Genomic DNA, 26,537 nt, shown 5'->3' with positions numbered 1-26,537 from the left:
GTTCTGCTGCAGCTTAGGCGGCGCGGGCGCGTTCGAGGAAGCCGCTGCTTTCCATGACGGCGCGGAGCTGCTCGCGCTGCGCCTCGGTCAGCGGGCGGATCGGGTCGCGGGTGCGACCGCCCGGCCGGCCGATCAGGTCGAGCGAGGCCTTCACGCTGGCCGGGAAGGTGCCGAGCCCGAAGAACGAGGCGAGCATGTTGGCCATCTCGGCCTGGATGCGCCGTGCGGTCGCGAGGTCGCCGGTCGTCGCGGCCTTGTAGAATTGCGGCGAGGTCGCGCCGAAGACCGGCGTGCCGGAATCCATGTAGCCGACCGCGCCCTCGCTGATCGCGGCGAGGCCGAAGAAGCTGGCATAGCCGGCGAAGACGCTGATGCGGTCGCCCGCGAGCCGGATCACCGAGGAGAGCGTGCCCCAGTCCTTGGAGCTTTCCTTGATGGCGACGACCTTGTCCTCGTCGGCGAGCCGGTCGATCAGGTTCAGGCTGAGATGGACGCCGGTGCGCCGCGGGATGTTGTAGAGCAGGATCGGCAGCGGGCTGGCCTGGATCACCTGGCGGAAATGGTCGGCGATCTCCTCCTCGCCGGGGATGATGTACCAGGGCGCCGAGACCATCGCGACGTCGCAACCGGCCTTGGCCGCCTGCTCGATCTTCTTGATCGCCTCCTTGGCGAAGATGGCGCTGCAGCCGGCGACGACCGGCACGCGCCCCTTCGCCGCCTCGACCGCGGTGCGGAAGACGATGCCGCGCTCGTCGTCGGAGAGCGCCCAGCTCTCGCCGGTGCAGCCATTGACCAGCAGGCCGTTGACGCCGTCCGCGATCACCGTCTCGGCGAGAACGCCGAAGGCGTCGGCGTCGAGCGACTGGTCGTGGCGGAAAGGAGTGGTCAGGGCCGGGATCACGCCGCGGAAATCAGGCTTCTTCATCATCTCACCTCGTCTTGCGGGGCAGGCCCCCTAGGAGAAATCAGGCTGCGCCGTCGCGCATGTGGAAGCGCGACAGGAAGGAGCGGGTGCGCGGGTTCTGCGGGCGCAGGAAGACCTCCGCCGCCGCGCCTTCCTCGACGATCTGCCCGGCATCCATGAAGGAGACGCGGTTCGCGACGTCGCGGGCGAAGCCCATCTCATGCGTGACGATGATCATCGTCTTGCCCTCCTCGGCGAGGCCGCGCATCACCTTCAGCACCTCGTCGACCAGCTCGGGATCGAGCGCCGAGGTCGCCTCGTCGAACAGGATCACGGCAGGCTCCATCGCCAGCGCGCGGGCGATCGCGACGCGCTGGGCCTGGCCGCCGGAGAGGTTGCGCGGCAGCACGTCCGCCTTCTCGGCGAGCCCGACCTTCTCCAGCAGCGCCATGGCGATGTCGCGCGCCTCAGCCTTCGGCATCGCCTTGACGATCAGCGGTCCCGACATGACGTTCTGGACGGCCGTCATGTGCGGGAACAGGTCGAACTGCTGGAAGACCATGCCGAGATGGGTGCGGAAGCGTTCGAGCTGGCGCGCCGGCGGCATGCGCCCGTTCTCGGTGAAGACGAAGCGGTCGCTGCCGACCTCGACAGTGCCGCTGGTCGGCTGCTCCAGCAGGTTGACGCAGCGCAGCAGGGTCGATTTCCCGCAGCCGCTCGGGCCGATCAGCACGCGCACGTCGCCGACCGCGACGTCGAGCGAGACGCCGCGCAGCGCCTTGTGCGCGCCGTAGGCCTTGTGGATGTCGGAGAGGCGGATCATCGGGCGGGGCGCGGCGCCGTTCGCGGTCTCTGTCACGGCAGCCTCCTCAGCGGTCGACGCGCGCTTCGAGGCGCTTGGCGAGCTTGGTGAGCGGGTAGAGGATGAGGAAATAGATGAAGGCCACGACCGTGTAGGTCTCGAGCGGGCGGTAGGTGCTCGCGGCGATCTCGTAGCTCTTGTACATCAGGTCGGGCACGGCCACGACGTAGAGCAGCGAGGTGTTCTTGAGCTGCAGCACCGACTGGTTGACGAAGGGTGGCACCATCCGCCGCGCCGCCTGCGGCAGGATGATGTGGCGCATCATCTTGAGGTAGCTCATGCCGAGCGCGCGCGCGGCGTTCCACTGGCCCTTGTCGATCGAGATCACCCCGGCCCGGAAGATCTCGGCGCAGAAGGCGCCCATGTAGAGCGTCAGCCCGAGCCCGCCGGCGATCCAGGCCGAGATCGAGAAGCCGGCGATGATCGGCAGCGCGTAGTAGAACCAGACGATCTGGACCATCAGCGGCGTGCAGCGGAAGAGCTGGACATAGCCGCTCGCAGGCGCCCGCACCCAGAGCCGCGGCGACAGCATCAGCACGCCGAGCACCACGCCGATGAGCATGCCGCCGATGATCGTCGCGGCGGCGTAGCTGAGCGTGATCGACAGCGCCGATCCCCACAGCTTGAGATTGAGCACGCCGCTCCAATCGAACTCGTATCCCATGAACCTCTCCGCTGGATCGGCGCTTTTCGGTCGACACAGTCTGGCTTCGCGCAATGCTATAGTTTTATATACAAAACATCAATTCGCATAAAAACAACTAAGCCTATGCTGCCTCGACCTGTCAATCGCCATTGTCGCGGCAAAAGCGGGCGGAATTGATGAAATTCAATGCGTTGCGGCGGCCTGTGCCTTGGCCGGGGCAAAACGCGCGGGATCGAACAGGGGCATCTCGGGCTCGCGGCCGAGGATCAGGTCGCCCATCAGCCGGCCGATATAGGGGCCAATCGTATAGCCGCCCCTGACGCAGCCGAGGATGAAGGCATCGGGCACGCCGGGCAGGGCCCCGGCCAGCGGGTAGAAATCCGGCACGTTCGGCTCGAACCCGGTCCAGACCCGCGCGATCCGGCTCGAACCCAGCGCCGGCACGGCGAATTGCGCCAGCCGCAGATTGGTCAGCAGGCTCTCGGCCACGACCTCGCCGCGGCCGTCCTTCGGCGTGCCGCGGCCCTGCCAGCCGCCGCCGATCAGGATGGTGCCGTTGGTCTTCTGCTTCAGGGTCAGCAGCCCGGTCGCATGCCCGATCACCGAACCGACCACCGGCGGGCAGCGCTCGGTCACCGCGACCGTGTTGATGCGCACGCGGATCGGCAGGTCGACGCCGAGCATGGCCGCGACATCCTTCATCCAGCCGCCGCAGGCGATCAGGATGCGCTTGGCGCGGATCGGCCCGGCGGCGGTGATCAGGATGAAGGCGCCGTTCGAGCGCGCGATCCCGTCGACGGCTAGGCGCTCATGCACCCTGACGCCAGCACCGGCCAGCAGGCCGCGGTAATAGACGCCGGTCAGGCTGGAATTGGCATAGCCGTCTTCGGCGCAATAGCTCGCCAGCACGACCTGCTTGTTGAGGCCGGGCTCGAGGGCGGCGACCTCGGCCGGGCTCTTCATCACGATCGGCGCGCCGGCTTCCTTCTTCATCGCCATGGTCGTGGTCAGGCGCTCGGCCTCCGGCTCGGTGAAGGCGAGCGTCAGCCCGCCCGTCCGGCGGAAGCCGACCCTGTCGCCGGCATGCTCCCAAAGTGCGTGCCCGCGGATCGCATAGGGCATCAGCCTGACGCGCTTGATCTGCAGCGAGAGCGTCCCGGCATTGACGCCCGAGGCGCCCGAGCCGAGCTCGGATTTCTCGATCAGCACCGTTTGCATGCCGCCTTCCGCCGCCTGGATCGCGGCGGCGCTGCCCATGATGCCGCCGCCGATGACGGCGAGGTCGTAGCTCGTGCTGTCGTCGTGGCCGCTCATTGCGGGGCGGGCTCCGGCATCGGCAGGTCCAGGTAGTTGAACGCGCCGGCCAATTGACCGAGCGGGACGGGGCGCAGCGGCGGCCGGCTCGTGCTCTGGCCGATCGCCTCGCGCGACAGGCCGGTATGCTGGGCGATCAGCGCGGCGGCGGTGTCCTCGCAGACCCGGCCGCCGCAGGGCCCCATCCCGCAGCGCGTCGCCGATTTCAGGCCGTTCAGCGTCTGCGAGCCGGCGGCGATGGCGCTGTCGATATCCGCCCGGCGCAGGCCTTCGCAGCGGCAGATGATCGTCTCCGGGGTCATTGCCGAGAGCAGCCCGTCGCGCGGCAGCGCTAGGCCGGTCATGGCCATGCCGAAGCGGCCGGCCCGTGCCGCCTGGGGCAGAAGGCGTTCGACCGCATCGGCGGCATTGGCGTGGCCCGAATCGCGCGCGGCGGCGAGGCCGGTGACGCGCCCCTGAAGCGCGGCCGCGGCGGCGCCGAGCACGCCGGCGCCGTCGCCGCAGACATAGAGGCCTGCGACCGAGGTCGACCCGTCCGGCAATGTCACGGCGCGCCAGCCGCCCATATCCGGTACGTATTCGTGCTTCACGCCCAGAAGCCGCGTCGTCTCCGTGGCGGGCGCGAGCCCATAGCCGAAGCAGACCGCATCGCAAGCAATCTGGAACTCGCCGCTGGCCGAAGGGTCCCAATCCCCCGTGACCGGCCCGGCGACGACGCCCTCGACATGGTCGTCCCCGACGATCCGGCGCAACGCATGGCGCGACAGCAGCGGCACGCCGGCGCGCAGGATCGCGGCCAGCCATTTGGCGCCGCGCCCGACGAGGTCGGGTCGCGCCATCAACTGCGGAGCATGCCGCAGCCAGTCCATCCGGCCGTTGGCGTCGATAACCGCGGCCAGCTCGCCGCCGGCCTTCAGGATCGACGCGGCGACGAGCAGCAGCAGCGGCCCCGATCCGGCGACGACGACGCGCCGCCCCGGCAGGATTTTTTGCGACTTGATCAGGTTGGTCGCGCCGGCAAGCCCGATCACGCCCGGAAGCGTCCAACCCGGGACGGGGCGGTGCCGCTCCTGCGCGCCGACGGCGATGACGAGGCGCGGCGCCTCGACCGTGGCCGGGCCGTCCGGCCCCAGCCCATGCACGCGAAAGCCGCGCTCGACCAGCCAGATGCGATGGTCGAAGCGGCAATCCACCGTACTTGCCGCGAGATCGGCGCGCAGCCGGTCGCCAACGGCTCCATCGGGCTGCCCCGACGATGCGCCGGTGCCCGAGACCGGCGCGCGATAGACCTGCCCGCCGGCGCTGCGGCCCTCGTCCAGCAGGACGACGCGCAGCCCCGCTCTGCCCGCCTCGATTGCGGCGGAGGCGCCGGCCGGGCCGCCGCCGATCACGGCGAGGTCGAAGGCATCAGGCGCGCTCATGGCTGCACCTTCACGTCGAGGCCGGGAGCTGCCAGCAGGCGGCAGGCCTCGACAGCCTGCCCCGCGACCGAGACGACGCATTCCTGGCAGACGCCCATGGCGCAGAACAGGCCGCGCGGGCCGCCATCGCCGGGGCTGCAGCGCAGTTTGGTGATGCCGGCGGCGAGCAGGGCGGTCGCGACGCTCTCGCCCTCATAGGCGGGGATCTCGCGCCCCTCGAAGGAGAAGTGGAACGAGCGGCGGCTCGCCAGGGTCTCGTCGATTCTCAATCCCTTGGGCATGGCGCTTTGCCGCGATGACGATCAGGCGGATAGCAGGCCGAGCTCGTCGAGCACCTTTTTGAGGCGCGCGAGCTCGGCTCCGGCCAGCGGCATCACCGGATCGCGCGGCACGCCGGCCGGCTGGCCGATCAGGTTCAGCGCCGCCTTGAAGGCCGAGGGCCAGGTGCCCACCGCCATCAGCGTCTGGTAGACGAGCGTGAGCTTGTAGTGCAGCGCCGCCATCTCCGGCCCCGGCGCCTGCCGCGCGATCTCGACCAGTCGACCGGCATCCTTGCCGAGCAGCTCCGGCCCGGTCGCGATGAAGCCCTTCGCGCCGAGCGCGACGCCCGGGAAGATGTAGTGGCAGGGCCCGACCATCACCGAGATCCGGTCGCGCAGGCGCTCCAGCAGATGGGTGTGGTGGAAGAAGTCGCGGTTCGATTCCTTGATGGCGATGATCGGCGCCACGTCGAGCAGCGCCGCGACGTCGTCGATCGTCATGTCGATCCCGGTCCGGCGCGGCGAGTTATAGAGCACGATCGGGATGTCGACCGCCTTGGCCAGGGTGTCGAAGCGGCGCAGCAGCTCCTCGCGGCTGGCCTTCAGCACATAGGTCTGCGGCATGGCGAGCACGCCGCTCGCGCCGGCATCGATCACCGCCTTCGCATAGCGCACCGTCTGGACCGCGCCCGGCGCGCTGATCCCGGTCACCACCGGCACGCGGCCGGCCGAGCGCTTGACCGCGATCTCGGTCAGGCGCTGGCGCTCGCCGATATCGAGTGCCCAGCTCTCGCCATTGTCGCCGGCGACCGCGATGGCGGAGGCGCCGTTCCCGATCAGCCATTCGACGAGGTCGCTGAACGCGTCCTCCATGATCTCGCCGCTCTCGGAGAAGGGCGTCACGATGGCTGGGACATAGCCTCCGAAGCTCGCGGCGGTCAGTCGTGTCATGGCCCAGTCGCTCCTGCCGCCCGGCCCGTTCAGCCTAGTTGACGGCTGCCGGCATTGTCATCACGTTTGATATACGTTCAAATGTTTTGTATATCAACCACGATAGTCGCCGACGCCTCCCTCTCGAAAGCATGCCCATGAGCGCGATTCTGCATCGAAGCCTGACCGGGGCGCTGCCAGTGGCCGTGCGCGGGGAGGGCGCCTACCTGTTCGATCGGGCGGGCAAGCGCTATCTCGACGCGTCCGGCGGCGCGGCCGTGTCCTGTCTCGGCCATTCCAGCCCGCGTGTCATCGCCGCGGTGCGCGAGCAGGTCGGCAAGATGCCCTTCGCCCATACCTCGTTCTTCACCAACGAGCCGGCGGAGGAACTGGCGAGCCTGCTGATCGAGCGCGCGCCCGAGGGCTTCGGCGCCGGCCGGGTCGCCTTCGTCGGCAGCGGCTCGGAGGCGATGGAGGTGGCGCTGAAGCTGGCGCGGCAGGCGATGGTCGAGCGCGGCGAGCCGGAGCGCACACGCTTCATCGCGCGCCGCATGAGCTATCACGGCAACACGCTCGGCGCTCTCTCCGTCGGCGGCCACATGCAGCGCCGCGCGCTTTATGCGCCGATGCTGATGCCGGTCTCGCATATCGCGCCCTGCCACGCCTACCGCTTCCAGGACGAGGGCGAGACGGCGGAAGCCTATGGCAGGCGCGTTGCCGACGAACTGGAAGCGGAGATCCTGCGCATCGGCCCCGAGCGCGTCGCGGCCTTCGTCGCCGAGCCGGTCGTCGGCGCGACGCTCGGCTGCGTCACCGCCGTTCCCGGCTATTTCAAGCGCATCCGCGAGATCTGCGACCGGTACGGCGTCCTCCTCATCGCCGACGAGGTGATGTGCGGGATGGGGCGCACCGGCAGCTTCTTCGCCAGCGCGTTCGAGGAGATCTGCCCGGATATCATCACCACCGCAAAGGGGCTGGGCGCCGGTTATCAGCCGATGGCGGCGGTCCTGGTGGCGCAATCCCTGGTCGACGTGCTCAGCGCCGGCACCGGCCTGCTCGCCAACGGCCACACCTATATGAGCCACCCGGTCGCCTGCGCCGCCGCCGTCGCGGTGATCAGGACGATCGAGGAGGACGATCTGCTCGACGCGGTCAACGCGCGCGGCGACGAGTTGCGCGAGGCGCTGGAGGCCAGGTTCGGCCAGCACCCGCATATCGGCGACATTCGCGGGCGCGGCCTGTTCCTGGCTCTGGAGTTCGTCCAGAACCGCGAGACCAAGGAGCCGCTGCCGCGCGCGCTGCGCCTGGCCGAGACGCTCAAGGTGAAACTGCAGGAGGCCGGGCTGATCGCCTATCCCTCCAGCGGCACCGCGGATGGCAGCGACGGCGACCATCTGCTGTTCGCGCCGCCCTATATCGTCACCTCCGACGAGATCGCCGAGATGGTCGAGATCACCGGCCGCGTGCTGAGCGACCTTCTTCCAGCCTGACTACCGGAGCCACCATCATGGGCCGCAAGACCATCCTGACCTGCGCCGTCACCGGCAACCTGACGACGCGCGAGCAGCATCCCGGCCTGCCGGTCACGCCGGAGGAGATCGCGCGCGCCGCGATCGAGGCCGGCAACGCCGGCGCGGCCGTCGCGCATCTCCATGCCCGCGACGTGACGACTGGCAAGGGCAGCATGGACCGCGAGGCCTTCCGCGAGATCGTGGGGCGCATCCGGGACTCGGGCTCCGACATCATCATCAACCTCTCGACCGGGGAAGGTGGTCGCTTCATGCCCTCCGAGGACGAGCCCTCGGTCGCCGCGCCGGGCACGACGCTGACGACGCCGGAGCGGCGCGTCGCCCATGTCGAGGACCTCAAGCCGGAGATCTGCACGCTCGACTTCAACACGATGTTCTCGGGCAGCGCCGTGGTGATCAACACGCCGCGCAACCTCGAAATCATGGCGCGGCGTATCTATGCCGCTGGCACCTTGCCGGAGATCGAGATCTTCGACAGCGGCGACTTGCACCTCTGCAAGAGCTTCATCGAGCGCGGCATCATCAAGGTGCCCGCGCTGTTCCAGATCGTGCTCGGCGTGCGCTATTCCGCCGTCGCCAATCCCGAGACGCTGTTCTACTTCCAGTCGCAGCTGCCCAAGGACAGCATCTGGGCCGCCTTCGGCATCGGCCGGCACGAGTTCCCGATGCTGGCCCAGGCCTGGCTGCTCGGCGGCCATGTCCGGGTCGGGCTCGAGGACAACGTCTATATCAGCAAGGGCGTGCTGGCGCGGGACAATGCCGAGCTCGTCGAGAAGGGCGTCAGCCTCGTCGAGAACCTCGGCGGTTCGATCGCCACGCCGCAGGAGGCGCGCGCCATCCTCGGGCTGGCCTGAGCCGCCCGCGCCATAGCCGCATGATGGGTTGAAATCAGAAGGGCGCCCTTTGGGCGCCCTTCCTTTGTCGTTGGGTATGTGTCCGTCTCGCCTCAAGCGGCGAAGCGGAAGTCGTCTGCCGTGAGGGATGCGAGCGCGGTGTTGCTGAGGGTGAGGGCGTTGTGGTCGTCGAGCGTGATGACGACGTCGTGGCCGACCTGCTCGGCAGCGTCCTGCACGGCGGCGAAACCGGCGAAGACGTCCGCGTCGAACTGGATGGTGTCCGAGCCCGAGCCGGTCAGCGTGAAGTCGCCGATCGCGTCATGGCCGAAGCCGGCCGCGAAGACGAAGCTGTCATGGCCCGAGCCGCCCGAGAGCGCGTCGTCGCCTGCGCCGCCGGTGAGGCGATCGTCGCCCGAGCCGCCCTTGACCACGTCGTCGCCCGCGCCGCCATTGACCGTGTCGGCATCGGAGCCGGCGTCGATCGTGTCGTTGCCGTCGCCGCCATCGACCACGTCGATGCCCGAGCCGCCCTTGAGCACGTCGTCACCAGTGCCGCCGGAGACGCTGTCGGCGCCCGAGCCGCCATCGACGCTGTCGTTGCCGAGGTTGCCGAGAAGCGTGTCGTCGCCGGCCCCGCCGGTGATCGCGTCGTTGCCGGCGCCGCCGTCATAGGCGTCGCTGCCATTGCCGCCGCTGAAGACGTCGTCGCCGGCATTGGCCGGGCCGTAGCTCAGGTAGGAACCGCCTAGGCCGTCCGCGCTGACGGTGAAGGCCATGCCGGCATAGTCGTCGGCAGGGTCGAGGTGAAGCGTCAGCGTGGCGCCCGCGCCGCCGGTCACGGTGAGCAAATTGCCCGCCCCGAGCGTCGCCTGCGCCCCGGTGAAGCCGAGCAGCTGGATGCGGTCGTCCTGACCGAACTCCGAGAGCGTGCCGGTGAAGCCGGCCTCGATCGCCAGGGTCTGCGCGCCGTCCTGGAAGGCGAGGTTGGCGCCATGGCCGGTGACGGTCCAGTTGCCGGCGAGGTCGAGCTGCTCGACGCCGGTCAGGGCGCCGAGCGTGCCGGTGCCGGTCAGCACCAGCCGGTCATGGCCGGCGCCGCCGTCGATCGGCCCGACCGGGGCCGAGGCGGCGACCAGCGTCACGACGTCGTCGCCCGCGCCCAGCCGGAAGGCCTCGATGCCGGTGAAGCTGTCCGTGCCGAGCCCGGCCGCGCTCGCCTTGCCCGCGGTGAGGTCGAGCAGGATCGCGCCGGTCGCAGCCTGGAGCACCAGCGTGTCCGAGCCCTCGCCGCCGATCAGGGTGTCGTCGCCCGCGCCGCCGTCGAGCGCGTCGTTGCCGGCGCCGCCGTTGAGCGTGTTGGCGGCGGCGTCGCCGGTCAGCGCGTCGTTGCCGGCGCCGCCGAGCACGGTCTCGATGCCGGAGAGCTCGTCCTGGCCCGAGGCCTCGCCGATGGCGCTGCCGGTGGCGAGGTTCACCACGACGCCGGCGGTGTCAGCGCTGTAGTCCGCGGTGTCGACGCCGTCGCCGCCCTTGAGCACGTCGTCGCCGGCGCCGCCGATCAGCGCGTCGTTGCCCGCGCCGCCGTCGAGGTCGTCGTCGCCGCTGCCGCCCGCGAGCGCGTCGTTGCCCTCGCCGCCGAGCAGCGTGTCGTCATCCGCCCCGCCATCGAGCGTGTCGTTGCCGGCCAGGCCGCTCAGCACGTCGTCGCCTGCAAGGCCGCCCAGCGCGTCGTCCCCGGCCGTGCCCGTCAGAAGGTCGTCGCCCGGCGTGGCGCTGCCGCCGTCATCGACGAGAGACTGGCGATAGCCATGGGCGTTCAGGTAGTTGGCGGCGATGCGCAGTTCGTCGGTCTGGATGATCGAGACGCCCTGGTCGGCCCAATAGCCATAGACGAGATCGGGACGTCCGAGCGCCACGAAGTCGCCCCTGCCGCCGCTCATCGAGCCGTCGTCGTTGCCCTGGCCATCGAACAGCGTGTTGATGAAGTAGCGGACATCATATTGATCGAAGACGGCCTTCATGGCCGGGGTGAAGAACGGGCCGGGATCGGAGGTCCAGCCGAAGGAGTTCGGATAGACGTTGATCTCGACGGCGTCGGGACCCAGCTCCGCGAACACCTTCGCGACGAACTCGGCCGAGACGCCGGGATACATGATCGGCATGAAGTGAATGCCGGGGGCGGATTGTGCGAGGGCAGCCTTGACCGTGGCGAGTTCCGCATCGGTGCTGATGGCCGCCTTGAAGATGCACTGGTCGGCGACGCCGGCCGCCGCCGCAATCGCGGAGACCTCAGCGAATTGCGACACGGCGACCTTGTCCAGGTTGACCATGACCTTGCCGTCGATCGCCGCAAGCGCTTCCTCGAGCGTGGGGACGCGCTCATCGGTGACGGTGCGGTTGCCCTCGATGACCAGATGCTCGGCCCGGATCTGCTCGAGCGTCAGGTCGGAGACATTGCCGCGGCCGGTCGTGGTGCGGTCGATATTGCCGTCATGCATGACGACGTAGTGACCGTCCTTGGTCTTCATCAGGTCGATCTCGACGATATCCGCGCCAAGCGCTATCGCGCGCTCGATCGAGGGGATCGAGTTCTCGGGCAGGATGCGGACGCCATTCTCCCAGTAGCCGGCGCGGTGGGCGGCGATGAGCGTGTTGCCGTCCTGGGCGTCCTGGTAGGAGGCGATGATCGTCTCCACCGGGACGCCGGCGAAGTTGGGATCGACCGGGCCGTTCATGTGCCCGAAATCGTCGGGGACGGTGGAGTTCCCGGCGTCTTCGAGGTTGGTGCTCGGAAAATCGCGCGTCTGGACGATCCAGCCCTTGCCGTTCGCCATCGGCTGGTAGGAGACGACGTTGTCGATATTGGCGCCGTCGAGCCCTTCGGCGGTGACGATCAAGGCGCCGTCGGCCGGCGTCCTGCCGTTGACGTAGAGCTCGTATTCGCCGGTGCCGATCTTGTTGATCGTGTAGTCGCCGTTGGCGACCTCGGAGGAGCCATCGCTCATGATCCGGCCGAAGGTCGTGTTGACGTCGCCCTTGGGCAGGTAGGTGAAGCCGAACTCATAGCCGGTATTGGCGTAGCCATCGACATTGTTGTCGTGCACGTCGATGATCCAGCCGCTGCCATCGGCGAGAGGCCGCGCGGCGCCATACTGAGCCCGGTTCTCGGCGCCGGTGATCAGCAGGACGCCATCCGTGAGGCTGTTGACGCCGTCGATGCGCACCGTGAAGGACGCGTCGGCATTCCGTTCGGTGTGAATTCGGCTGGTGCCCTGGCCGGCGGTCGTGACCCTGTTGCCGTTGTCGCGGACCCAGGCGCCGAGGTAGCGCTCGAAGTCGAAATTGGCGACCGAGACGTCGGTGTTGTACTCGGCGCCGCGCGAGTTGTTGACCGAGACGAAGAGCGAATTGTCGCCGCGGATGCCGATGGCCGCCGCGCCATATTCGGTGCCGTCGCCAAAACCCCAGTCGACGCCGTTCCGGGCGACCGAGGCGATGAACACGCCCCTGACGAAGTCGTTCGTCGCGCCGCCGGCCCGCACGTGGTAGTCGCCGCGGTTCGAGTTGTCGATGCGGTCGTGGTCGAGCGCGAAGAACTCGGTATGGCCTTCGAGGGTGATCTTGATGTTGCCGTCCGAGTTGGAGCCGGCGATCTGGTTGGCCTTGATGTTGCCGGCGTCGATCTGCGTCTGATCGAAGGACACGAAGGCGAAATTGAAGGCGCCGCTCGGCTTGGCCGGGGTCGCGCCCGCCGCGGTGCTGATATCGTTTGACATGGGTCTCTCCAGATAGGCACGGCTCTGCCGTCGGCGGTTCCGGGAACTCCGGAACCGACGTGGACGCCGTCACGTGATGTGCTGCGGGGAGACCCTTAGGTCAGGCACATGACAATTTAATCACTTTAGTAAAGTTAGTCGGGCAACCGTGGAACGGGCTGGAATGTCGACTGGGAACGTGCCGGCGCTCACCCTCAACGACCGCAGGGTGATCGAGCTGTTGTTTTGCGAGCGCGGCCTGTCGCGCAAGGAGTTGGCCGAGCGGCTGAACGTCACCGCGGCGAGTCTCACGCGAATCGCCGGACGGTTGATGGAGGCGGGCATCGTGCAGGAGGCGGTCGACCGGCAGGGGCTGCTCGGCCAGCCGCGGCGCCCGCTCAGCATCGCGCCGCGAAAATTCTTCGCAGCCGGCATCAACTTCGCCCTGACCACGATCGACGTGGCGCTGATCGACCTTGCCGGCACGGTCGTCGCGGTGCGCCGCGGCGCGCTCGACCGTCCCGTGCCGGAGCGGGCGGCCGAGGCGGCGAAGCTGCTCTTGGATTCGATGCTGAGCGAGGCGCATGTCGAGCGCGACGCGCTGGTCGGCGTCGGCGTCTCCGTGCCCGGAAACTTCGCGCATGCGAGCGGCAACATCCGGGCGCACAGCCTGTTCACGGAGTTCGACGATCCCGGCCTGACCAAGATCTTCCGCGACGCGCTCGGCTGGGACGTCGTCATCGAGAATGACGGCGCCTGCGCCGTGCTGGGCGAGTATTTCTACGGCGAGGGCCACAAGCACCGCGTCTTCTTCAAGTACCATCTCGGCCACGGCTTCCGCGCCGGCGTCATCATCGACGGCCGGCCGTTCCGCGGCGCCTATGGCAATGCCTGCGTCTCCGGCGTGCTCTTTCCCTATGGCCAGCCGCGCCCGACGGGCCAGGACCTGCTGGAGATGCTGGCCGAGGCCGGGATGAAGATGAACGACATCGCCGATCTCGACGCGCCGCCGCCCGAGGCCGAGCCGATCATCGCGCGCTGGGCCGACCGCGCCGCCAGGCAGCTGGAGGACGCCGCGCGCATCGCCACCGGCTTCTTCGACCCGGAGGTCATCGTCATCGGCGGCCGGCTGCCCTCCTTCCTCAACGAGCGGCTCGTCGCCCGCATCGACACCGCCGCACTGGCCGGCCCCTCGCGCGGATTGCCGGTCGCGCCGGTGCGCGCCTCCAGGCTCGGCCCCTCGGCCGGCGCCATCGGCGCCGCCTGCGCGCTGTTCTTCACGCGCTTCTTCCCCGGCGCGGTCGACTTCGACTGAGCGGCGCGCCCGCACCCCGCAAGGATGCTAGTATGGGGCTCCGCTCCTGCCCGCTTTGGACCGCAGCTTTCGGAAAGCCTTGCCCTGATGCACGCGAATGCCAGCCTGATCGACCGCATGCGGCAGGTCCTGCCTGACCTCAACAAGGCCGAGCGGCGCGTCGCCGAGGCGATCCTGGCCGATATCGACGCCGCCATCGGCATGACCACGCGCGATCTCTCGGAGAAGGCCGGGGTCAGCGAGCCCACCATCGTCCGCTTCGCGCGCCGGATGGGCGATTCCGGCTTCAAGGACTTCAAGCTGCGCCTGTCCCGCGATTTCGCGACCGGGCGGATGTTCGTGATGTCGGAGCCCTCCGATATCGCGGCTGATTCCGCGGCCATCGCCAATCAGGTCTACGAGGCGACGGCGCAGGCGCTGGCCTACAGCTTCGCCCAGCGCGATCCCGTCGCGCTCGATCGCGCCGCCGAGGCGATCCACAAGGCGCAGCGGGTCTTCTGCATGGGCGTCGGCGGCAGCTCCGCCAATGTCGCGGCCGAGGCCGAGAACCGGCTCTACCGCTTCGACGTCGCCGCCTCGACCATCATCGACCCCTATCGCCAGCCGGTCGCGGCCAGCCTGTGCGGCCCGAAGGACGTGCTCCTCATCTTCTCCGTGACCGGCCGGCCGGCCTCGCTGCTCGAGAGCGCGCGGCTCGCCCGCGCCAATGGCGCGACGGTGATCGCCGTCACCCGCCCGGCGAGCCCGCTTGCGGAGGCGAGCTCCGTCCCGATCGGCCTCGACATCCCCGATGACGACCGGCGCTTCGAGATCCCCAACCGCAGCCGCTACGGCCAGCTCTACATGCTCGACTGCATCGCGACGCTGGTCGCGGCCAAGCGCGCCGAGCGCGTCGGCGCCAAGCTGCGCAAGGCGCGCGACACGCTCCGCCATATGCATGGGAACACCGGCCAGCAGCCGATCGGCGACTAGAAATGTAGTTCAGTTTCTTTTTTGAGCAAAAATTCTGGCTGATGCTCACAAGATAACGTTGTTAAATTACATAACCGGCGTATCGTCGTCCCTGCCCGATATTCGAGTTCGTGGGAGGACGCGATGATATCTCGCCGGCAATTCACTCAGACCGCCCTGTCTTTTGCCGCAGCCTGCGGGCTGCCGGCGCTGCCCGCGCAGGCTCAGAGCGTGGCCAAGGTGCTGCGGGTCGTGCCGCAGGCCGAGCCGCTGGTCTTCGACCCGCACCAGTCGCAGGCCAACGTCACCTCGGTGCACGCGGCGATGGTCTACGACACGCTGTTCAGCTGGGACGCCGACATGGTGCCGCAGCCGCAAATGGTCGAGACCTGGACCAAGTCCGACGACAGGCTGACCTACACCTTCACCTTGCGGCCCGGCCTGACCTTCCATGACGGCTCGCCGGTGACCACGCGCGACGTCATCGCCACGCTGAAGCGGATGTTCATCCGCGACACGCAGAACCAGATCTTCGCCAGCCTCCTGGTCGGGATGGAGCCGGTCGACGCGCGCACCTTCACGCTCAAGCTCAAGGCGCCGTTCAACTATGTCGAGTTCCTGCTCGGCGGCTCGAACGGCATCGCCGGCAGCATCATGCGCGAGAAGGAGGCGCTGACCGACCCGTTCACGCCGATCAAGGAGATCGTCGGCTCCGGCCCCTTCAAGTTCAACACGGCCGAGTACCGGGCCGGCTCGAAGATCGTCTACGACAAGTTCGCCGCCTATATCCCGCGCAAGGAGCCCGCTTCGGGCTTCGCCGGCGGCAAACTCGTCAAGCTCGACCGGGTCGAGCTCAACATCATGCCCGATGCGGCGATCGCCTTCGGCGCGCTCCAGAATGGCGAGGTCGATTTCCTCGATGGCCCCTCGCTCGACCTGCTGCCGACCGTCGCCAACAACAGCAACATCGTCATCGGCGAGGTCTGGCCGATCGAGACCTATGCGGTGCTGCGCTTCAACCATCTCTTCCCGCCCTTCAACGACCTGAAGGCGCGCCAGGCGGTGGCCCATGCGGTCAACCAGGCCGACTACATGGCGGCCGCCTATGGCGACCAGAAATATTGGCGCGAATGCTACGGCTACTGGGTCTGCGGCAGCCCGAACGGCACCGAGAACGGCTCCGACGCCTTCCGCAAGCCCGATCTCGACAAGGCCCGCCAGCTCCTGAAGGAATCCAGCTATGACGGCCGGCCGGTCGTGCTGATCGGCGGCTCCGACATCCCGGCCTATCAGGCGATGAGCATGGTCACGGTCGATATCCTGAAGAAGGTCGGCTTCAACGTCGACCTCCAGCTCACCGACTGGGGCACCGCCGCGGCGCGCCGCGCCAAGAAGGACCCGCCGGACAAGGGCGGCTGGAACATCTTCCACACCAGCGCCAACGGCGCCCAGCTCGCCAGCCCGCTGACCAGCCCCTCGACCATCACCACCTGCGACGGCAAGAACTTCGTCGGCTGGCCCTGCGACCAGGTCGAGGAGGACATGCGGATCGAGTACATCCGCGAGTCCGACCCGGTGAAGCAGAAGGCGCTGATCGAGAAGATGCATGCGCGACTCTGGGAGTTCCTGCCCTACATCCCGCTCGGCCAGTTCAAGCAGCCCTTCCTCTGGCGCAAGAACGTCACCGGCGTGGTGAAGGCCAATACGCTCGTCTACTGGAACATCGAGAAGACCTGATCTGATGCAGTACAGCACCCGCACCTTCACGCGCGGCGATGTCGCGCTTCGCGTCCGCTTGGCCGGAGACGGCCCGCTGCTTTGCCTGCTGCCGGGCCTTGGACGACCTGCGGAGGATCTCGACCCTCTCGCCGAGCGGCTGGTCGAGGCCGGCTATGGCGTCGCCCTGCCTGATCCCAGGGGCAGCGGCGGCAGCACCGGCCCGCTCGACGGGCTGACGCTGCATGATCTTGCCGGCGACGTCGCCGCCGTGATCGAGGGCCTCGATGCGGAGAGCATCGTCCTCATCGGCCATGGCTTCGGCAACCGCGTCGCCCGCACCGTCGCGGCCGATCATCCCGCGCTGGTGCGGCTCGTCGTGCTGCTCGGCTGCAGCGGCAAGGTCCAGCCCTCGCCGGAGATCGCCGAGGCGATCCGCCTCGCTCAGGCCGTCGATACGCCCGACGACATCCGCGCCAAGGCGGTGCAGGCCGCCTGGTACGGACAGGGGCGCGATATCTCGGTCTGGATGTCCGGCTGGTCACAGCCGGTGATGAAGGCCTATCTCGCCGCCGCTGCCGCGACCGACATCGCCGACTGGTGGACCGCCGGCAGCGCCGAGGTCCTGATCGTCCAGGGCCTCGCCGATGTCAGCGCACCGCCCGAGAACGGCCGTTCGCTCAAGGCCGAGATCGGCAGCCGCGCCCGTCTCATTGAGATCGAGAATGTCAGTCACGCGCTCCCCGTGGAGGCGCCGGACGAGGTGGCCGAGGTCATCCTGGCCGGGCTCGCCAGCATATCGCAGGAAGCTTGAACGATGGCGACAGGATTGGGGCAGGATCTGCAAGGCAAGGTCGTTCTTGTCACCGGCTCCAGCCGCGGCATCGGCGCCGAGGCGGCGAAGGGCCTGGCCGCTGCCGGCATGAAGGTCGCGGTGCACTACCGCTCCGGCAAGGCCGAGGGCGAGACGGTCCGCGACGCGATCATCGCCGCGGGCAGTGAAGCCATCCTGCTGCAAGGCGACGTCTCCGAGAAAGGCGTGGTGGAGCGGCTGATCGCCGAGACCGTCCAGCATTTCGGCCGCATCGACGTGCTGATCAACAATGCCGGCGACCTGATCGAGCGCCGGCCGGTCGCCGATACCAGCGATGACCTGTTCGAGCAGCACATCGCGCTGAACTTCCGCTCGACCTTCGCCGCCTGCCGCGCCGCGGTCGCGCAGTTCCGCAAGCAGGGCGGTGGCGGCGGCATCATCAACCTGAGCTCGATCGCGGCGCGCACCGGCGGCGGCGGCGGCTCCTCGCTCTATGCCGGCAGCAAGGCCTTCATCGCCACCTTCTCGCGGGCGCTGGCCAAGGAGGTCGCGGCCGACCGCATCCGCGTCAACTGCGTCTCGCCGGGCGTGCTCTCGACCCCGATGCAGGACCGCACCAGCCCGCCCGAGATGCTGGCCGCGCTCGCGAAGCAGATCCCGCTCGGCCGGATCGGCGCTGCCGACGAATGCGTCGGCGCCTTCCAGTGGCTCTGCTCGGACGCGATGAGCGGCTACGTCACCGGCCAGGTGATCGAGATCAATGGCGGGCTCCTGATGCCGTAAGGCACGGCGGGGGCGCTCGACCCGCCGGAACCACCATGCTCCCCGAGGACGGCCCAGCCAGATCCGGCTGAAGCCGTCCTTGTCCTTTTTGAAGGATATTTCGCGGAGGCGCGTCGAGCACCTCGGGCCGAAAGCATGAGAATCTCCAGCCTGGGCCAATCTCCAGCGCGAACACGCGCGTTTCGCCCGAACACCGACTGATCGGAGATGATTATTCTCCCGGCCATGTTCGATTCAAAAAACGAAACTCTTGACCCGGGCTCGGCTCGCCCCACATCGTCGCAGGCCGCCTTTGTGCAGTGCGGCATCACCTGCGAGCAGCTATTAGAGACGCTCGCTGGCGGTCGCAGTCGAGTTCAATTGGAATGCCCCGATGAGCAACCTGAATACCGAGACCGTGCTGGACGTGCACCACTGGACGGACAAGCTGTTCAGCTTCAAGACGACGCGCGATCCCGGTTTCCGCTTCCAGAACGGCCAGTTCACCATGATCGGGCTCGAGGTCGAGGGCCGGCCGCTGTTGCGCGCCTACAGCATGGCGAGCTCGAACTACGAGGAGCGGCTCGAGTTCTTCAGCATCAAGGTCGCCCAGGGCCCGCTGACCTCGCGGCTGCAGCACCTGAAGTCCGGCGACCAGATCCTGGTCGGGCGCAAGCCGACGGGCACGCTGGTCCATGACAACCTGGAGCCGGGCGAGACGCTCTACCTGCTCGGCACCGGCACCGGCCTGGCGCCGTTCCTGAGCGTGATCAAGGACCCGGAGACCTATCAGCGCTTCGACAAGGTCGTGCTCGTCCATGGCTGCCGCTTCGAGGCGGAGCTCGCCTATCAGCGCCTGATCACCGAGGAACTGCCACAGGACGAGTTCATCGGCGAGCTGGTCAGCAACCAGCTGATCTATTACCCGCTGGTGACGCGCGAGGAGTTCCGCAATCGCGGCCGCATCACCCACGCCTTCGAGACCGGGCAATTGCCCGACGATATCGGCCTGCCCGAGATCGATTTGAGCCGCGACCGCTTCATGCTGTGCGGCAGCCCGGCCATGCTCTCGGACATGACGACATGGCTGAAGGCCCACGCGTTCCGCGAGGGCAGCAATGCCCATCCCGGCCATTTCGTCATCGAGAAGGCCTTCGTCGAGCGCTGAGGCGCCTCACCGTCATTGCGAGGAGCGAAGCGACGAAGCAACCCAGGGGGTCTGCCTCATCCAGTCCCCCTGGGTTGCTTCGCTGCGCTCGCAATGACGCGGGCGGCGGAGTTTCGCCCCGCTGCGCAGATATGCGGCACCGCCTGCCCATGCTTATCGCGTGGGCAGGTCGGCGCGATTTCTCCCTTGGAGGGTGACGCAGGGCATGGTTACCTGCTCCTGCCTGTCCCGGTCCTGGCGGAGCCTATCGATGTCGCCACGCATCTCCTTCCGCAGCTTCCCATACGAGACCGACGCCATCGCGCCGAGCGAAGCGGATATGGCCGCATTCGCCCAGGGCGACGGCTAGCGGAGTCGCACGCGACGGCTCCGTTTTGCTTGACGTTCTGACTTGGAGTTCCCCATGCCTGCCCTTCCCCAGATCGAAGCCTTCAAAGCCGATCTCGTCGCCATCCGCCACGATATCCACGCCCATCCCGAGATCGGCTTCGAGGAGGTGAGGACGTCGGGCATCGTCGCGGAGAAGCTGGCCTCCTGGGGCGTCGAGGTGCATCGCGGCATCGGCAAGACCGGCGTCGTCGGTATCCTGCATGGCACGGGCGGCCCCGGCCGCCGCATCGGCCTGCGCGCCGACATGGACGCGCTGCCGATGGAGGAGACGACCAACCTGCCCTATCGCTCGACCAGGCCCGGCCGCTTCCACGGCTGCGGCCATGACGGCCACACCACCATGCTGCTCGGCGCCGCGCGCTACCTCGCCGAGAACCGCGACTTCACCGGCACGGCCGTCTTCGTCTTCCAGCCGGCGGAGGAGGGTCTGGGCGGGGCCCGCGCCATGCTCGCCGACAAGCTGTTCGAGCGCTTCCCCTGCGACGAGATCTATGGGCTGCACAACGCGCCCCAGCTCGAAGCCGGCCAGATCTCGGTCTTTCCCGGCCCTGCCATGGCCGGCGCCGACTTCTTCGACATCAAGATCACCGGCAAGGGCAGCCACGGCGCCATGCCGCATGTCGGGCGCGACCCCGTCATCGCCGCGATCACGCTGGCCGCCGCGCTGCAGACCATCGTCAGCCGCAATGCCGACCCGCGCGAGGCCGCAGTGGTCTCGATCACGCAGATCCATGCCGGCTCGGCCTATAACGTCATTCCGGAGGAGGCGGCGCTCGCCGGCACGATCCGCACCTTCTCGCCCGAGATCGCCAAGCTGATCCGCGAGCGCATGCGCGAGATCGCCGCCGGCATCGGCCAGACCTTCGGCGTGCAGGTCCATGTCGACATCCGCGGCATCTTCGACGTGCTGGTCAACCATGGCCCGCAGGCCGAGGCGGCCGCCGCCGTCGCGGCCGAGATCGTCGGTGCCGAAAACGTCCTGACCACGCCGCGCCCGGTGATGGGCAGTGAGGATTTCGCCGACATGCTGCGCGTCGTGCCCGGCGCCTATGCCTGGGTCGGCCATGCCGGCACCGTGCCGGTGCACAACCCGGCCTTCATCCTCGACGACGGCATCCTGCCGGTTGGCGCCAGCCTGCTCGCCCGCCTCGTCGAGACGCGGCTGGCGGCCTGAGTGAGCGATATGACCGAACCCTGCGAACTCGGCGCCGTCGCGGCGCGGACCCTGATCGGCACCAAGAAGCTCTCCTCCCGCGAATTGCTGGAGAGCTGCCTCAGCCGCATCGACAAGGTCGACCACGCCGTCAACGCGATGGTCGCGCGCGACGACGAGCGCGCCCGCGCCACCGCCGCGGCGGCAGACGAGGCCACGATGCGTGGCGAAGCGCTCGGCGCGCTGCACGGCCTGCCGATCGCGATCAAGGATCTCGAGGACGTCGCCGGCCTGCGCACCACCTATGGCAGCCCGCTCTTCGCCCAGCATGTGCCGGAGAAGGACCAGCTCATCGTCGCCAGCGTGCGCAAGGCAGGCGCGGTCATCGTCGGCAAGACCAACACGCCGGAATGGGGCGCCGGCGCCAACACCCGCAACGCCGTCTACGGCGCGACCGGCAACCCCTTCGATCCGCTGAAGAGCGCGGCCGGCTCGTCGGGCGGCTCAGGCGTCGCGCTCGCGACCAGCATGGTGCCGGTCGCGACCGGCTCCGACACCGGCGGCTCCTTGCGCAACCCCGCCGCCTTCAACGGCATCGTCGGCTTCCGCCCGTCGCCCGGCCTGGTGCCGAGCGACAAACGGCCCTTCGGCTGGAACCCGCTCAGCGTGCTCGGCCCGATGGCGCGTAACGTCCCCGACCTCTGCCTGCTGCTCTCGAGCATGGTCTCCGACGCCGCCATCGACCCGCTGGCGACGACGGTGCATGGCGCGCAGATTCGCAAGCCCGAGGACTTCGCCCGCCCGGGCGCGATCGACCTCGCCTCGCTCAAGGTGGCGCTGACGCCGGATTTCGGCTTCGCGCCGACCGAGAAGCACATCCGCGAGGTCTTCGCCGAGAAGACGGGCCGCTTCAGCAACCTCTTCGCGGTCGCGGAGGAGGCGACGCCGGATTGCCGCGGCACCGACGAGAGCTTCGAGGTGCTGCGCGCGCTCTCCTTCCTCGCCAACATGCATGATCGCGTCCGCGACACGCCCGAGATGGTCGGCCCTAACGTCCGCGCCAATGTCGAGGAAGGGCTGCGCTACGGCGCGCTCGACGTCGTCAAGGCGCTGAAGCAGCAGACCGTCGTCTACAAGAACTGGCAGAGCTTCTTCGAGCGCTACGACGTCATCATCTCGCCCACGATGACGCTCAGCCCGCGGCCCTGGACCGAGCTCTACCCGGCCGAGATCGACGGCAAGCCGACGCGGACTTATTTTCACTGGCTCGCCTGCGCCTATGCCGTCACCATCGTCGGCCATCCGGCCATCTCGCTGCCGGTGGGCTTGGACCGTCTCGGCATGCCCTTCGGCCTGCAGATCGTCGGCCCGCGTGGCGGCGACGCCAAGGTGCTCGCGGTCGCGGCTGCATTGGAGAACGCGCTTGCCGGTGATCCGCTGACGGCGCGTCCGGTGCCCGACATCGCCGCGCTGGCGCAGGCACGGCCCTTGCGTCAGGCGCCGGGGTTCATCGGTTTCGACTAGTCATAAGCAGCGGCAGCAGCCGCGATCGAGGAGGGCAAACATGAAGCGTCGTACATTCCTGAAGGGTGCCACGGCGCTCGCCGCGGTCGGTCCCTCGCTCTCAACGCAGACGCTGGCGCAAAGCACCAGCCCGGACGTGCTGAAGATGGCGCCGCAGGCCAATCTCACGGCACTCGACCCGATCTGGACCACGGCGACCGTGACCAACAACCACGGCTACTACATTTTCGACACGCTCTATGGCGGCGATCTCGACCTGAAGCCGCAGCCGCAGATGGCCGAGGGCCACGAAATCTCCGCCGATGGCAAGACCTGGCGCATCAAGCTGCGCGAGGGACTGGTGTTCCACGATGGCGCCCCGGTCAAACCAGCCGACTGCATCGCGAGCATGAAGCGCTGGTGCCAGCGCGACCCCTACGGCCAGTTGCTCGCCAAGGTCGTCGAGGCCTGGAACGCGGCGGACGAGCGCACCATCGAGATCAAGCTGACGCGCCCCTTCCCGATGATGCTCGATTGCCTCGCCAAGGGCGACAACCCGCCCTTCATCATGCCCGAGCGGCTGGCGCAGACCGACGCCAACAAGCAGGTCACGGAGATGACCGGCTCCGGCCCCTACAAATTCGTCGCCGCCGAATACGTCTCCGGCAGCAAGGCCGTGTATGAGAAGTTCGACGGCTACAAGCCGCGCAGCGAGACGCCCAGCCGCAATGCCGGCGGCAAAGCCGCCTATTTCAAGCGCGTTGAATGGCCGATTCTGCCCGATCCGGCGACTGCCGCCAACGCGCTGGTCAAGGGTGAGATCGACTGGTGGGAGCGCCCGCTCGCCGACCTGCAGCCGCTGCTGGCCAAGAGCCCGGACGTCACCCGCGAGGTCATCGACACCGCTGGCCGCGGCTCGATCATGCGGCTCAACCATCTGCAGCCGCCCTTCAACAACCCGAAGGTCCGCGCCGCCGTCCGCCTCGCGGTCAAGCAGGAAGACTACATGCGCGCCAGCCAGGGCGACGATACCTCGACCTGGCAGACCTGCCGGAACCTGTGGTGGCGCGGCACGACCTACTACAATGGCGAGCTCGAGGACCTGATGCCGCAGAGCCTCGACAAGGGCCGGGCCGCGCTCAAGGCCTCCGGCTATAATGGCGAGAAGGTCGTGATCATCAACCCGACCGACTTTCCGGATATCGGCCCGCTCGGCGACGTGACCTTCGAGCTGCTCAAGCAGCTCGGCATGAACGTCGAGATGGCGGCGAGCGACTGGGGCACGGTGATCCAGCGCCGCAACAGCCGCGAGCCGGTCGAGAAGGGCGGCTGGAGCATCTTCCACACCACCGGCGCGGCGATCGGCTGGGGCAGCCCGGCTTTGTCCAACCTGGTGCGCGGCCCCGGCGCGTCGGGCTGGTTCGGCTGGTGGACGAGCCCCCAGGCCGAGGCCCTGGCCGAGGAATGGCTCTACGCGCCCGACGAAGCCGGGCAGAAGAAGGCAGCCGAGACGATCGGCCGGCTCGCGCTGGAAGAGGTCGCGACCATTCCGCTCGGCCAGTTCGTGATCAAGACGGCCTACCGCAAGAACCTCACGGGCATGCTGAAGGGCTCGGCGCCCTATCCCTGGGGGTTGAAGCGCGTCTGACGCCTCAACCGGGCAAAATCCTCCCCGTCATGGTCGGCCTTGTGCCGACCATCCACGTCTTGCGACGCCACTGGCAGGCGTCTCCGGCGAAAGTTTGCCCCGTCCGTCCCGCGTGAAGGCGTGGATGCTCGGGACAAGCCCGAGCATGACGGAGGTGGGTTGGTATCAGGCCGTACCGGCAGCCACCGCCGCCGAACTCGGGGAGGCTGCATCGCTGCAGCCTTCCGCCCCGTCCTTGCCGACGGTGATGATGTTGGGGCAGGCGAAGTTGATCGGCATCACGCTGTGCTCGACCACGCTGACCGGCCCCTCCGCCTCCAGCGCCGCTATCGTCTCGGCCGGCAGCCGGCAATCGGCCGTCGTCGCATCCGGGCCGGAGACGTCGATGCGCGGCTGATGCGCCGCCGTCCCGACATCCATGCCGCAATCCAGCGTCCAGGCCAGCATCTGGTAGACCGAAGCCAGGATGCGCCGCCCGCCGGAGGCGCCCGCCGCCGCGCGCGGCCAGCTGCCGTCCTTCGGCGTCACCACGACCGGGCACATGTTGCAGAGCGGGCGGGCGCCGGGCGCGATCGCATTGGCGCTGCCCGGGCGCGGGTCGAACCACATCATGCCGTTATTCATCAGCACGCCGGTCTCCGGCAGCACGACGCGGCTGCCCATCGAGGAGAGCAGCGTCGTCGTCAGCGAGACGAGGTTGCCCTCGCCATCGACGACGGTGAGATGGGTGGTGCAGGTCTCGGCCGGCTCCAGCGCCATCGGCTTGGAGGCGCCCAAACCCTCCAGCCGCTCGGCATAGGCCTGCTTCATCACGCGCGAGAGCGTCGCGAACCATTGCGCGTCGGCGCCACCGCGCGGCGGGACATGCGCGGCCATGCCGTCCATCACCGCCTCCAGCGTCGGCGCGGCGGTGAGGCCGCCGGCGGTGTGGATGAGATGGCTGCCGCGCCAGTCGAGCACCGGCGCCTCGCGCAGCGTCGCGCGGCAATCGGCCAGGTCCCGCGCATCGACCACGCCGCCGGCAGCGGCGATGTCGGCGGCAAGGCGCGCGGCGAATTCGCCCCGGTAGAAATCGTCGAGCCCGGCGCGGGCCAGATGCTCCAGCGTCGAGGCGAGGTTGCCAAGGCGGAAGAAGCCCGGCTTGCCCTGATAGGGCGGCACCGGCGGCAAGCCGTTCGGCAGATAGATGCGGGCACTCTCCTCATAGAGCCGCAGCACCGAGGCCGAGGAGGAGATCTTCAGCGTCGTGTACCAGTCCTGGACGATGCCGCGCCTGGCGAGCGCGATCGCCGGCTGCAGCAGCTCGGAGATCGGCATCGACGTGCCGAAGGCCTCCTTCAGCTTGGCATAGCCCGCGACCGCGGAGGGGATACAGAATGAGAGCGGGCCATGGATGTTGCGGTCGTCGACCACCTCCGGCCAGGTGAAGAGGTCGTTCTTCATCACGCCGGTCAGCGGATAAGCGGCCGGATCGGCGCGATGCGGCGCGACCGGCCCGAAATCGACCACCTGCGCCCGGCTCTCGCTGGCCTTGAGCACGACGCCGAAGCCGATGCCGCCGAGCCCGCTATTCCAGGGCTCGACCGCGGCGAGCGCGAAGGCCGCGGCGACGGCGGCATCGGCGGCATTGCCTCCCGCCTCCAGGATCGCCGCGCCGGCCTCGGCCGCCTCGCGCTGCTGGCTGACGACGATGCCATTGCGTCCGCGCGCCGAGGGCTTGCTCAGCGCCCAGTTTTGCGTGCGATAGGCCGATGGCTCGGCGCTCGGTGCAGCGGTGGTCATGGTCCGGATCTCCGACGGGGCAGGCTGACAGCGCGACTATCAGCCGGTTCGCGCCCCGCTCCAAGCCTCGCCGCATGACTGCGCAGAAGGTGGGCCATGCGTCCGGTCGCGGTCGCCTTGCTCCGGCATGGCCGGAGAGATCGGAGACAACTGCCTAAATAGCGAGCAACTCACCTCGCTGCTCTTTTTGGTTGCATCGACGTGAATCGCTTGCGACAACTGGGCGCCGCCGCCGTAGAGCGGCGCAACAGGTCAAGCAACTGCCGCCTCGTGGTCAGGGCGAACATCGGGGCGGCAATTCGCATCGAAAGTCGGGCTGTGCCGTCATCGGCACGGCCCGTCTTCGTTTGGGCCGGTTCAGGACCATGCGGGCTGGCCTGGGCGCTCGCAGTATCCTGACAAAGAAAAGGCCCGGTGTTCCGAGCCACCGGGCCAAGTCCCCCGTAGGCTTGCGGCTTCTCCTCGGGAGCAGGCATCGTGCATGCCGGGTTGGTGGTCGGCAACAGACTAAAGGCTTGCCATCTATACCGACCACTGGCGGCTTCGGCCCTGTGTTCCACCATCGTCAGCAGGCCGCGCTTTCTTCGCGCGGATGGGAGTTGCCTCGCCGGAGCCGCGACGCCTCTCCCAGACCTCAACCGCACGCGAGAGGGCGATCTGCACGGCATCCTCCACAGCGCCGCGCTTGGCGTGCGCGGAGGCGCCAAGCTGCCGCTTGGCCCGGCGGTAGTCGTGGTCGGAAGGGCGCCCTTTGGGCGCCCTTCCTTTGTCGTTGGGTATGTGTCCGTCTCGCCTCAAGCGGCGAAGCGGAAGTCGTCTGCCGTGAGGGATGCGAGCGCGGTGTTGCTGAGGGTGAGGGCGTTGTGGTCGTCGAGCGT

Annotated in this window: 20 protein-coding genes; 11 read left to right on the top strand and 9 right to left on the bottom strand. The window is 68.4% G+C overall.

What is annotated here, in order from left to right:
* Nucleotides 1-13: 13 nt before the first annotated feature.
* From DWF00_RS16445 to DWF00_RS16415, 7 genes are all read right to left on the bottom strand, one after another.
* A complete protein-coding gene (locus DWF00_RS16445) occupies nt 14-928 on the bottom strand; it encodes a dihydrodipicolinate synthase family protein (protein ID WP_114832238.1) in 915 nt (304 codons plus the stop codon).
* A 37-nt stretch (nt 929-965) separates the two neighbouring features.
* A complete protein-coding gene (locus tag DWF00_RS16440; RefSeq protein WP_114832298.1) occupies nt 966-1,727 on the bottom strand; it encodes an amino acid ABC transporter ATP-binding protein in 762 nt (253 codons plus the stop codon).
* 46 nt (nt 1,728-1,773) lie between these two features.
* The gene (locus tag DWF00_RS16435; protein ID WP_114832237.1) at nt 1,774-2,430 is read right to left on the bottom strand and encodes an amino acid ABC transporter permease; all 657 of its coding nucleotides are present in this window, start codon (nt 2,428-2,430) and stop codon (nt 1,774-1,776) included.
* 165 nt (nt 2,431-2,595) lie between these two features.
* On the bottom strand, nt 2,596-3,726 hold the full coding sequence (locus DWF00_RS16430; RefSeq protein ID WP_114832236.1) for an NAD(P)/FAD-dependent oxidoreductase: 1,131 nt from the start codon (nt 3,724-3,726) through the stop codon (nt 2,596-2,598).
* On the bottom strand, nt 3,723-5,147 hold the full coding sequence (locus DWF00_RS16425) for an FAD-dependent oxidoreductase (protein WP_114832235.1): 1,425 nt from the start codon (nt 5,145-5,147) through the stop codon (nt 3,723-3,725). The genes DWF00_RS16430 and DWF00_RS16425 overlap by 4 nt, the downstream gene beginning before the upstream one ends.
* A complete protein-coding gene (locus DWF00_RS16420) occupies nt 5,144-5,428 on the bottom strand; it encodes a (2Fe-2S)-binding protein (protein WP_114832234.1) in 285 nt (94 codons plus the stop codon). Before DWF00_RS16420 ends, DWF00_RS16425 begins: the two co-directional genes overlap by 4 nt.
* Before the next feature lie 21 nt (nt 5,429-5,449).
* Nucleotides 5,450-6,358 carry a dihydrodipicolinate synthase family protein gene (locus DWF00_RS16415; RefSeq protein ID WP_114832233.1) on the bottom strand — a complete coding sequence of 303 codons (909 nt, stop codon included), beginning with the start codon at nt 6,356-6,358 and terminating at the stop codon, nt 5,450-5,452.
* Nucleotides 6,359-6,495: 137 nt separating this feature from the next.
* Between DWF00_RS16415 and DWF00_RS16410 the strand changes: the two genes are divergently transcribed.
* Complete coding sequence (locus tag DWF00_RS16410; protein WP_114832232.1) at nt 6,496-7,827, top strand: aspartate aminotransferase family protein; 1,332 nt, start codon at nt 6,496-6,498, stop codon at nt 7,825-7,827.
* Nucleotides 7,828-7,844: 17 nt separating this feature from the next.
* Entirely contained in the window at nt 7,845-8,720 is an 876-nt protein-coding gene (locus DWF00_RS16405; RefSeq protein WP_114832231.1) for a beta-keto acid cleavage family enzyme, read from the top strand.
* Nucleotides 8,721-8,812: 92 nt separating this feature from the next.
* Here the strand turns inward: DWF00_RS16405 and DWF00_RS16400 are convergent, their stop codons facing one another.
* Nucleotides 8,813-12,478, bottom strand: a complete 3,666-nt coding sequence (locus DWF00_RS16400) for a glycerophosphodiester phosphodiesterase family protein (protein WP_114832230.1) — start codon at nt 12,476-12,478, stop codon at nt 8,813-8,815.
* A gap of 163 nt (nt 12,479-12,641) precedes the next feature.
* Between DWF00_RS16400 and DWF00_RS16395 the strand changes: the two genes are divergently transcribed.
* The 9 genes from DWF00_RS16395 (at nt 12,642) to DWF00_RS16355 (ending at nt 23,877) form a co-directional block, all read left to right on the top strand.
* Nucleotides 12,642-13,772 carry an ROK family transcriptional regulator gene (locus tag DWF00_RS16395; RefSeq protein ID WP_114832229.1) on the top strand — a complete coding sequence of 377 codons (1,131 nt, stop codon included), beginning with the start codon at nt 12,642-12,644 and terminating at the stop codon, nt 13,770-13,772.
* 87 nt (nt 13,773-13,859) lie between these two features.
* Entirely contained in the window at nt 13,860-14,744 is an 885-nt protein-coding gene (locus tag DWF00_RS16390) for a MurR/RpiR family transcriptional regulator (RefSeq protein WP_114832228.1), read from the top strand.
* Between the two features lie 123 nt (nt 14,745-14,867).
* On the top strand, nt 14,868-16,460 hold the full coding sequence (locus tag DWF00_RS16385) for an ABC transporter substrate-binding protein (protein ID WP_114832227.1): 1,593 nt from the start codon (nt 14,868-14,870) through the stop codon (nt 16,458-16,460).
* 4 nt (nt 16,461-16,464) lie between these two features.
* Complete coding sequence (locus DWF00_RS16380) at nt 16,465-17,253, top strand: alpha/beta fold hydrolase (protein ID WP_114832226.1); 789 nt, start codon at nt 16,465-16,467, stop codon at nt 17,251-17,253.
* A 3-nt stretch (nt 17,254-17,256) separates the two neighbouring features.
* Nucleotides 17,257-18,036: an SDR family NAD(P)-dependent oxidoreductase gene (locus DWF00_RS16375; protein ID WP_114832225.1), complete on the top strand. Its 780-nt coding sequence runs from the start codon at nt 17,257-17,259 to the stop codon at nt 18,034-18,036.
* A 373-nt stretch (nt 18,037-18,409) separates the two neighbouring features.
* Nucleotides 18,410-19,183: a ferredoxin--NADP reductase gene (locus DWF00_RS16370; protein ID WP_114832224.1), complete on the top strand. Its 774-nt coding sequence runs from the start codon at nt 18,410-18,412 to the stop codon at nt 19,181-19,183.
* Nucleotides 19,184-19,586: 403 nt separating this feature from the next.
* The gene (locus DWF00_RS16365; protein WP_114832223.1) at nt 19,587-20,747 is read left to right on the top strand and encodes a M20 aminoacylase family protein; all 1,161 of its coding nucleotides are present in this window, start codon (nt 19,587-19,589) and stop codon (nt 20,745-20,747) included.
* A gap of 9 nt (nt 20,748-20,756) precedes the next feature.
* On the top strand, nt 20,757-22,250 hold the full coding sequence (locus DWF00_RS16360; RefSeq protein ID WP_114832222.1) for an amidase: 1,494 nt from the start codon (nt 20,757-20,759) through the stop codon (nt 22,248-22,250).
* 40 nt (nt 22,251-22,290) lie between these two features.
* The gene (locus DWF00_RS16355; protein WP_114832221.1) at nt 22,291-23,877 is read left to right on the top strand and encodes an ABC transporter substrate-binding protein; all 1,587 of its coding nucleotides are present in this window, start codon (nt 22,291-22,293) and stop codon (nt 23,875-23,877) included.
* 165 nt (nt 23,878-24,042) lie between these two features.
* Here the strand turns inward: DWF00_RS16355 and DWF00_RS16350 are convergent, their stop codons facing one another.
* On the bottom strand, nt 24,043-25,659 hold the full coding sequence (locus DWF00_RS16350; protein ID WP_114832220.1) for a gamma-glutamyltransferase: 1,617 nt from the start codon (nt 25,657-25,659) through the stop codon (nt 24,043-24,045).
* Nucleotides 25,660-26,537: the final 878 nt, after the last annotated feature.

Source organism: Allobosea caraganae (assembly GCF_003351345.1).
Classification (GTDB): Bacteria; Pseudomonadota; Alphaproteobacteria; order Rhizobiales; family Beijerinckiaceae; genus Allobosea; species Allobosea caraganae.
Note: the sequence above shows the minus strand (reverse complement) of the source record. Positions and strands in the feature narration are given on the sequence as shown.

Coding starts and splice junctions, on each gene's coding strand:
- DWF00_RS16445 (WP_114832238.1), bottom strand. CDS start 928: ATGATGAAGAAGCCTGATTTCCGCGGCGTGATCCCGGCCCTGACCACT.
- DWF00_RS16440 (WP_114832298.1), bottom strand. CDS start 1,727: ATGATCCGCCTCTCCGACATCCACAAGGCCTACGGCGCGCACAAGGCG.
- DWF00_RS16435 (WP_114832237.1), bottom strand. CDS start 2,430: ATGGGATACGAGTTCGATTGGAGCGGCGTGCTCAATCTCAAGCTGTGG.
- DWF00_RS16430 (WP_114832236.1), bottom strand. CDS start 3,726: ATGAGCGGCCACGACGACAGCACGAGCTACGACCTCGCCGTCATCGGC.
- DWF00_RS16425 (WP_114832235.1), bottom strand. CDS start 5,147: ATGAGCGCGCCTGATGCCTTCGACCTCGCCGTGATCGGCGGCGGCCCG.
- DWF00_RS16420 (WP_114832234.1), bottom strand. CDS start 5,428: ATGCCCAAGGGATTGAGAATCGACGAGACCCTGGCGAGCCGCCGCTCG.
- DWF00_RS16415 (WP_114832233.1), bottom strand. CDS start 6,358: ATGACACGACTGACCGCCGCGAGCTTCGGAGGCTATGTCCCAGCCATC.
- DWF00_RS16410 (WP_114832232.1), top strand. CDS start 6,496: ATGAGCGCGATTCTGCATCGAAGCCTGACCGGGGCGCTGCCAGTGGCC.
- DWF00_RS16405 (WP_114832231.1), top strand. CDS start 7,845: ATGGGCCGCAAGACCATCCTGACCTGCGCCGTCACCGGCAACCTGACG.
- DWF00_RS16400 (WP_114832230.1), bottom strand. CDS start 12,478: ATGTCAAACGATATCAGCACCGCGGCGGGCGCGACCCCGGCCAAGCCG.
- DWF00_RS16395 (WP_114832229.1), top strand. CDS start 12,642: ATGTCGACTGGGAACGTGCCGGCGCTCACCCTCAACGACCGCAGGGTG.
- DWF00_RS16390 (WP_114832228.1), top strand. CDS start 13,860: ATGCACGCGAATGCCAGCCTGATCGACCGCATGCGGCAGGTCCTGCCT.
- DWF00_RS16385 (WP_114832227.1), top strand. CDS start 14,868: ATGATATCTCGCCGGCAATTCACTCAGACCGCCCTGTCTTTTGCCGCA.
- DWF00_RS16380 (WP_114832226.1), top strand. CDS start 16,465: ATGCAGTACAGCACCCGCACCTTCACGCGCGGCGATGTCGCGCTTCGC.
- DWF00_RS16375 (WP_114832225.1), top strand. CDS start 17,257: ATGGCGACAGGATTGGGGCAGGATCTGCAAGGCAAGGTCGTTCTTGTC.
- DWF00_RS16370 (WP_114832224.1), top strand. CDS start 18,410: ATGAGCAACCTGAATACCGAGACCGTGCTGGACGTGCACCACTGGACG.
- DWF00_RS16365 (WP_114832223.1), top strand. CDS start 19,587: ATGCCTGCCCTTCCCCAGATCGAAGCCTTCAAAGCCGATCTCGTCGCC.
- DWF00_RS16360 (WP_114832222.1), top strand. CDS start 20,757: ATGACCGAACCCTGCGAACTCGGCGCCGTCGCGGCGCGGACCCTGATC.
- DWF00_RS16355 (WP_114832221.1), top strand. CDS start 22,291: ATGAAGCGTCGTACATTCCTGAAGGGTGCCACGGCGCTCGCCGCGGTC.
- DWF00_RS16350 (WP_114832220.1), bottom strand. CDS start 25,659: ATGACCACCGCTGCACCGAGCGCCGAGCCATCGGCCTATCGCACGCAA.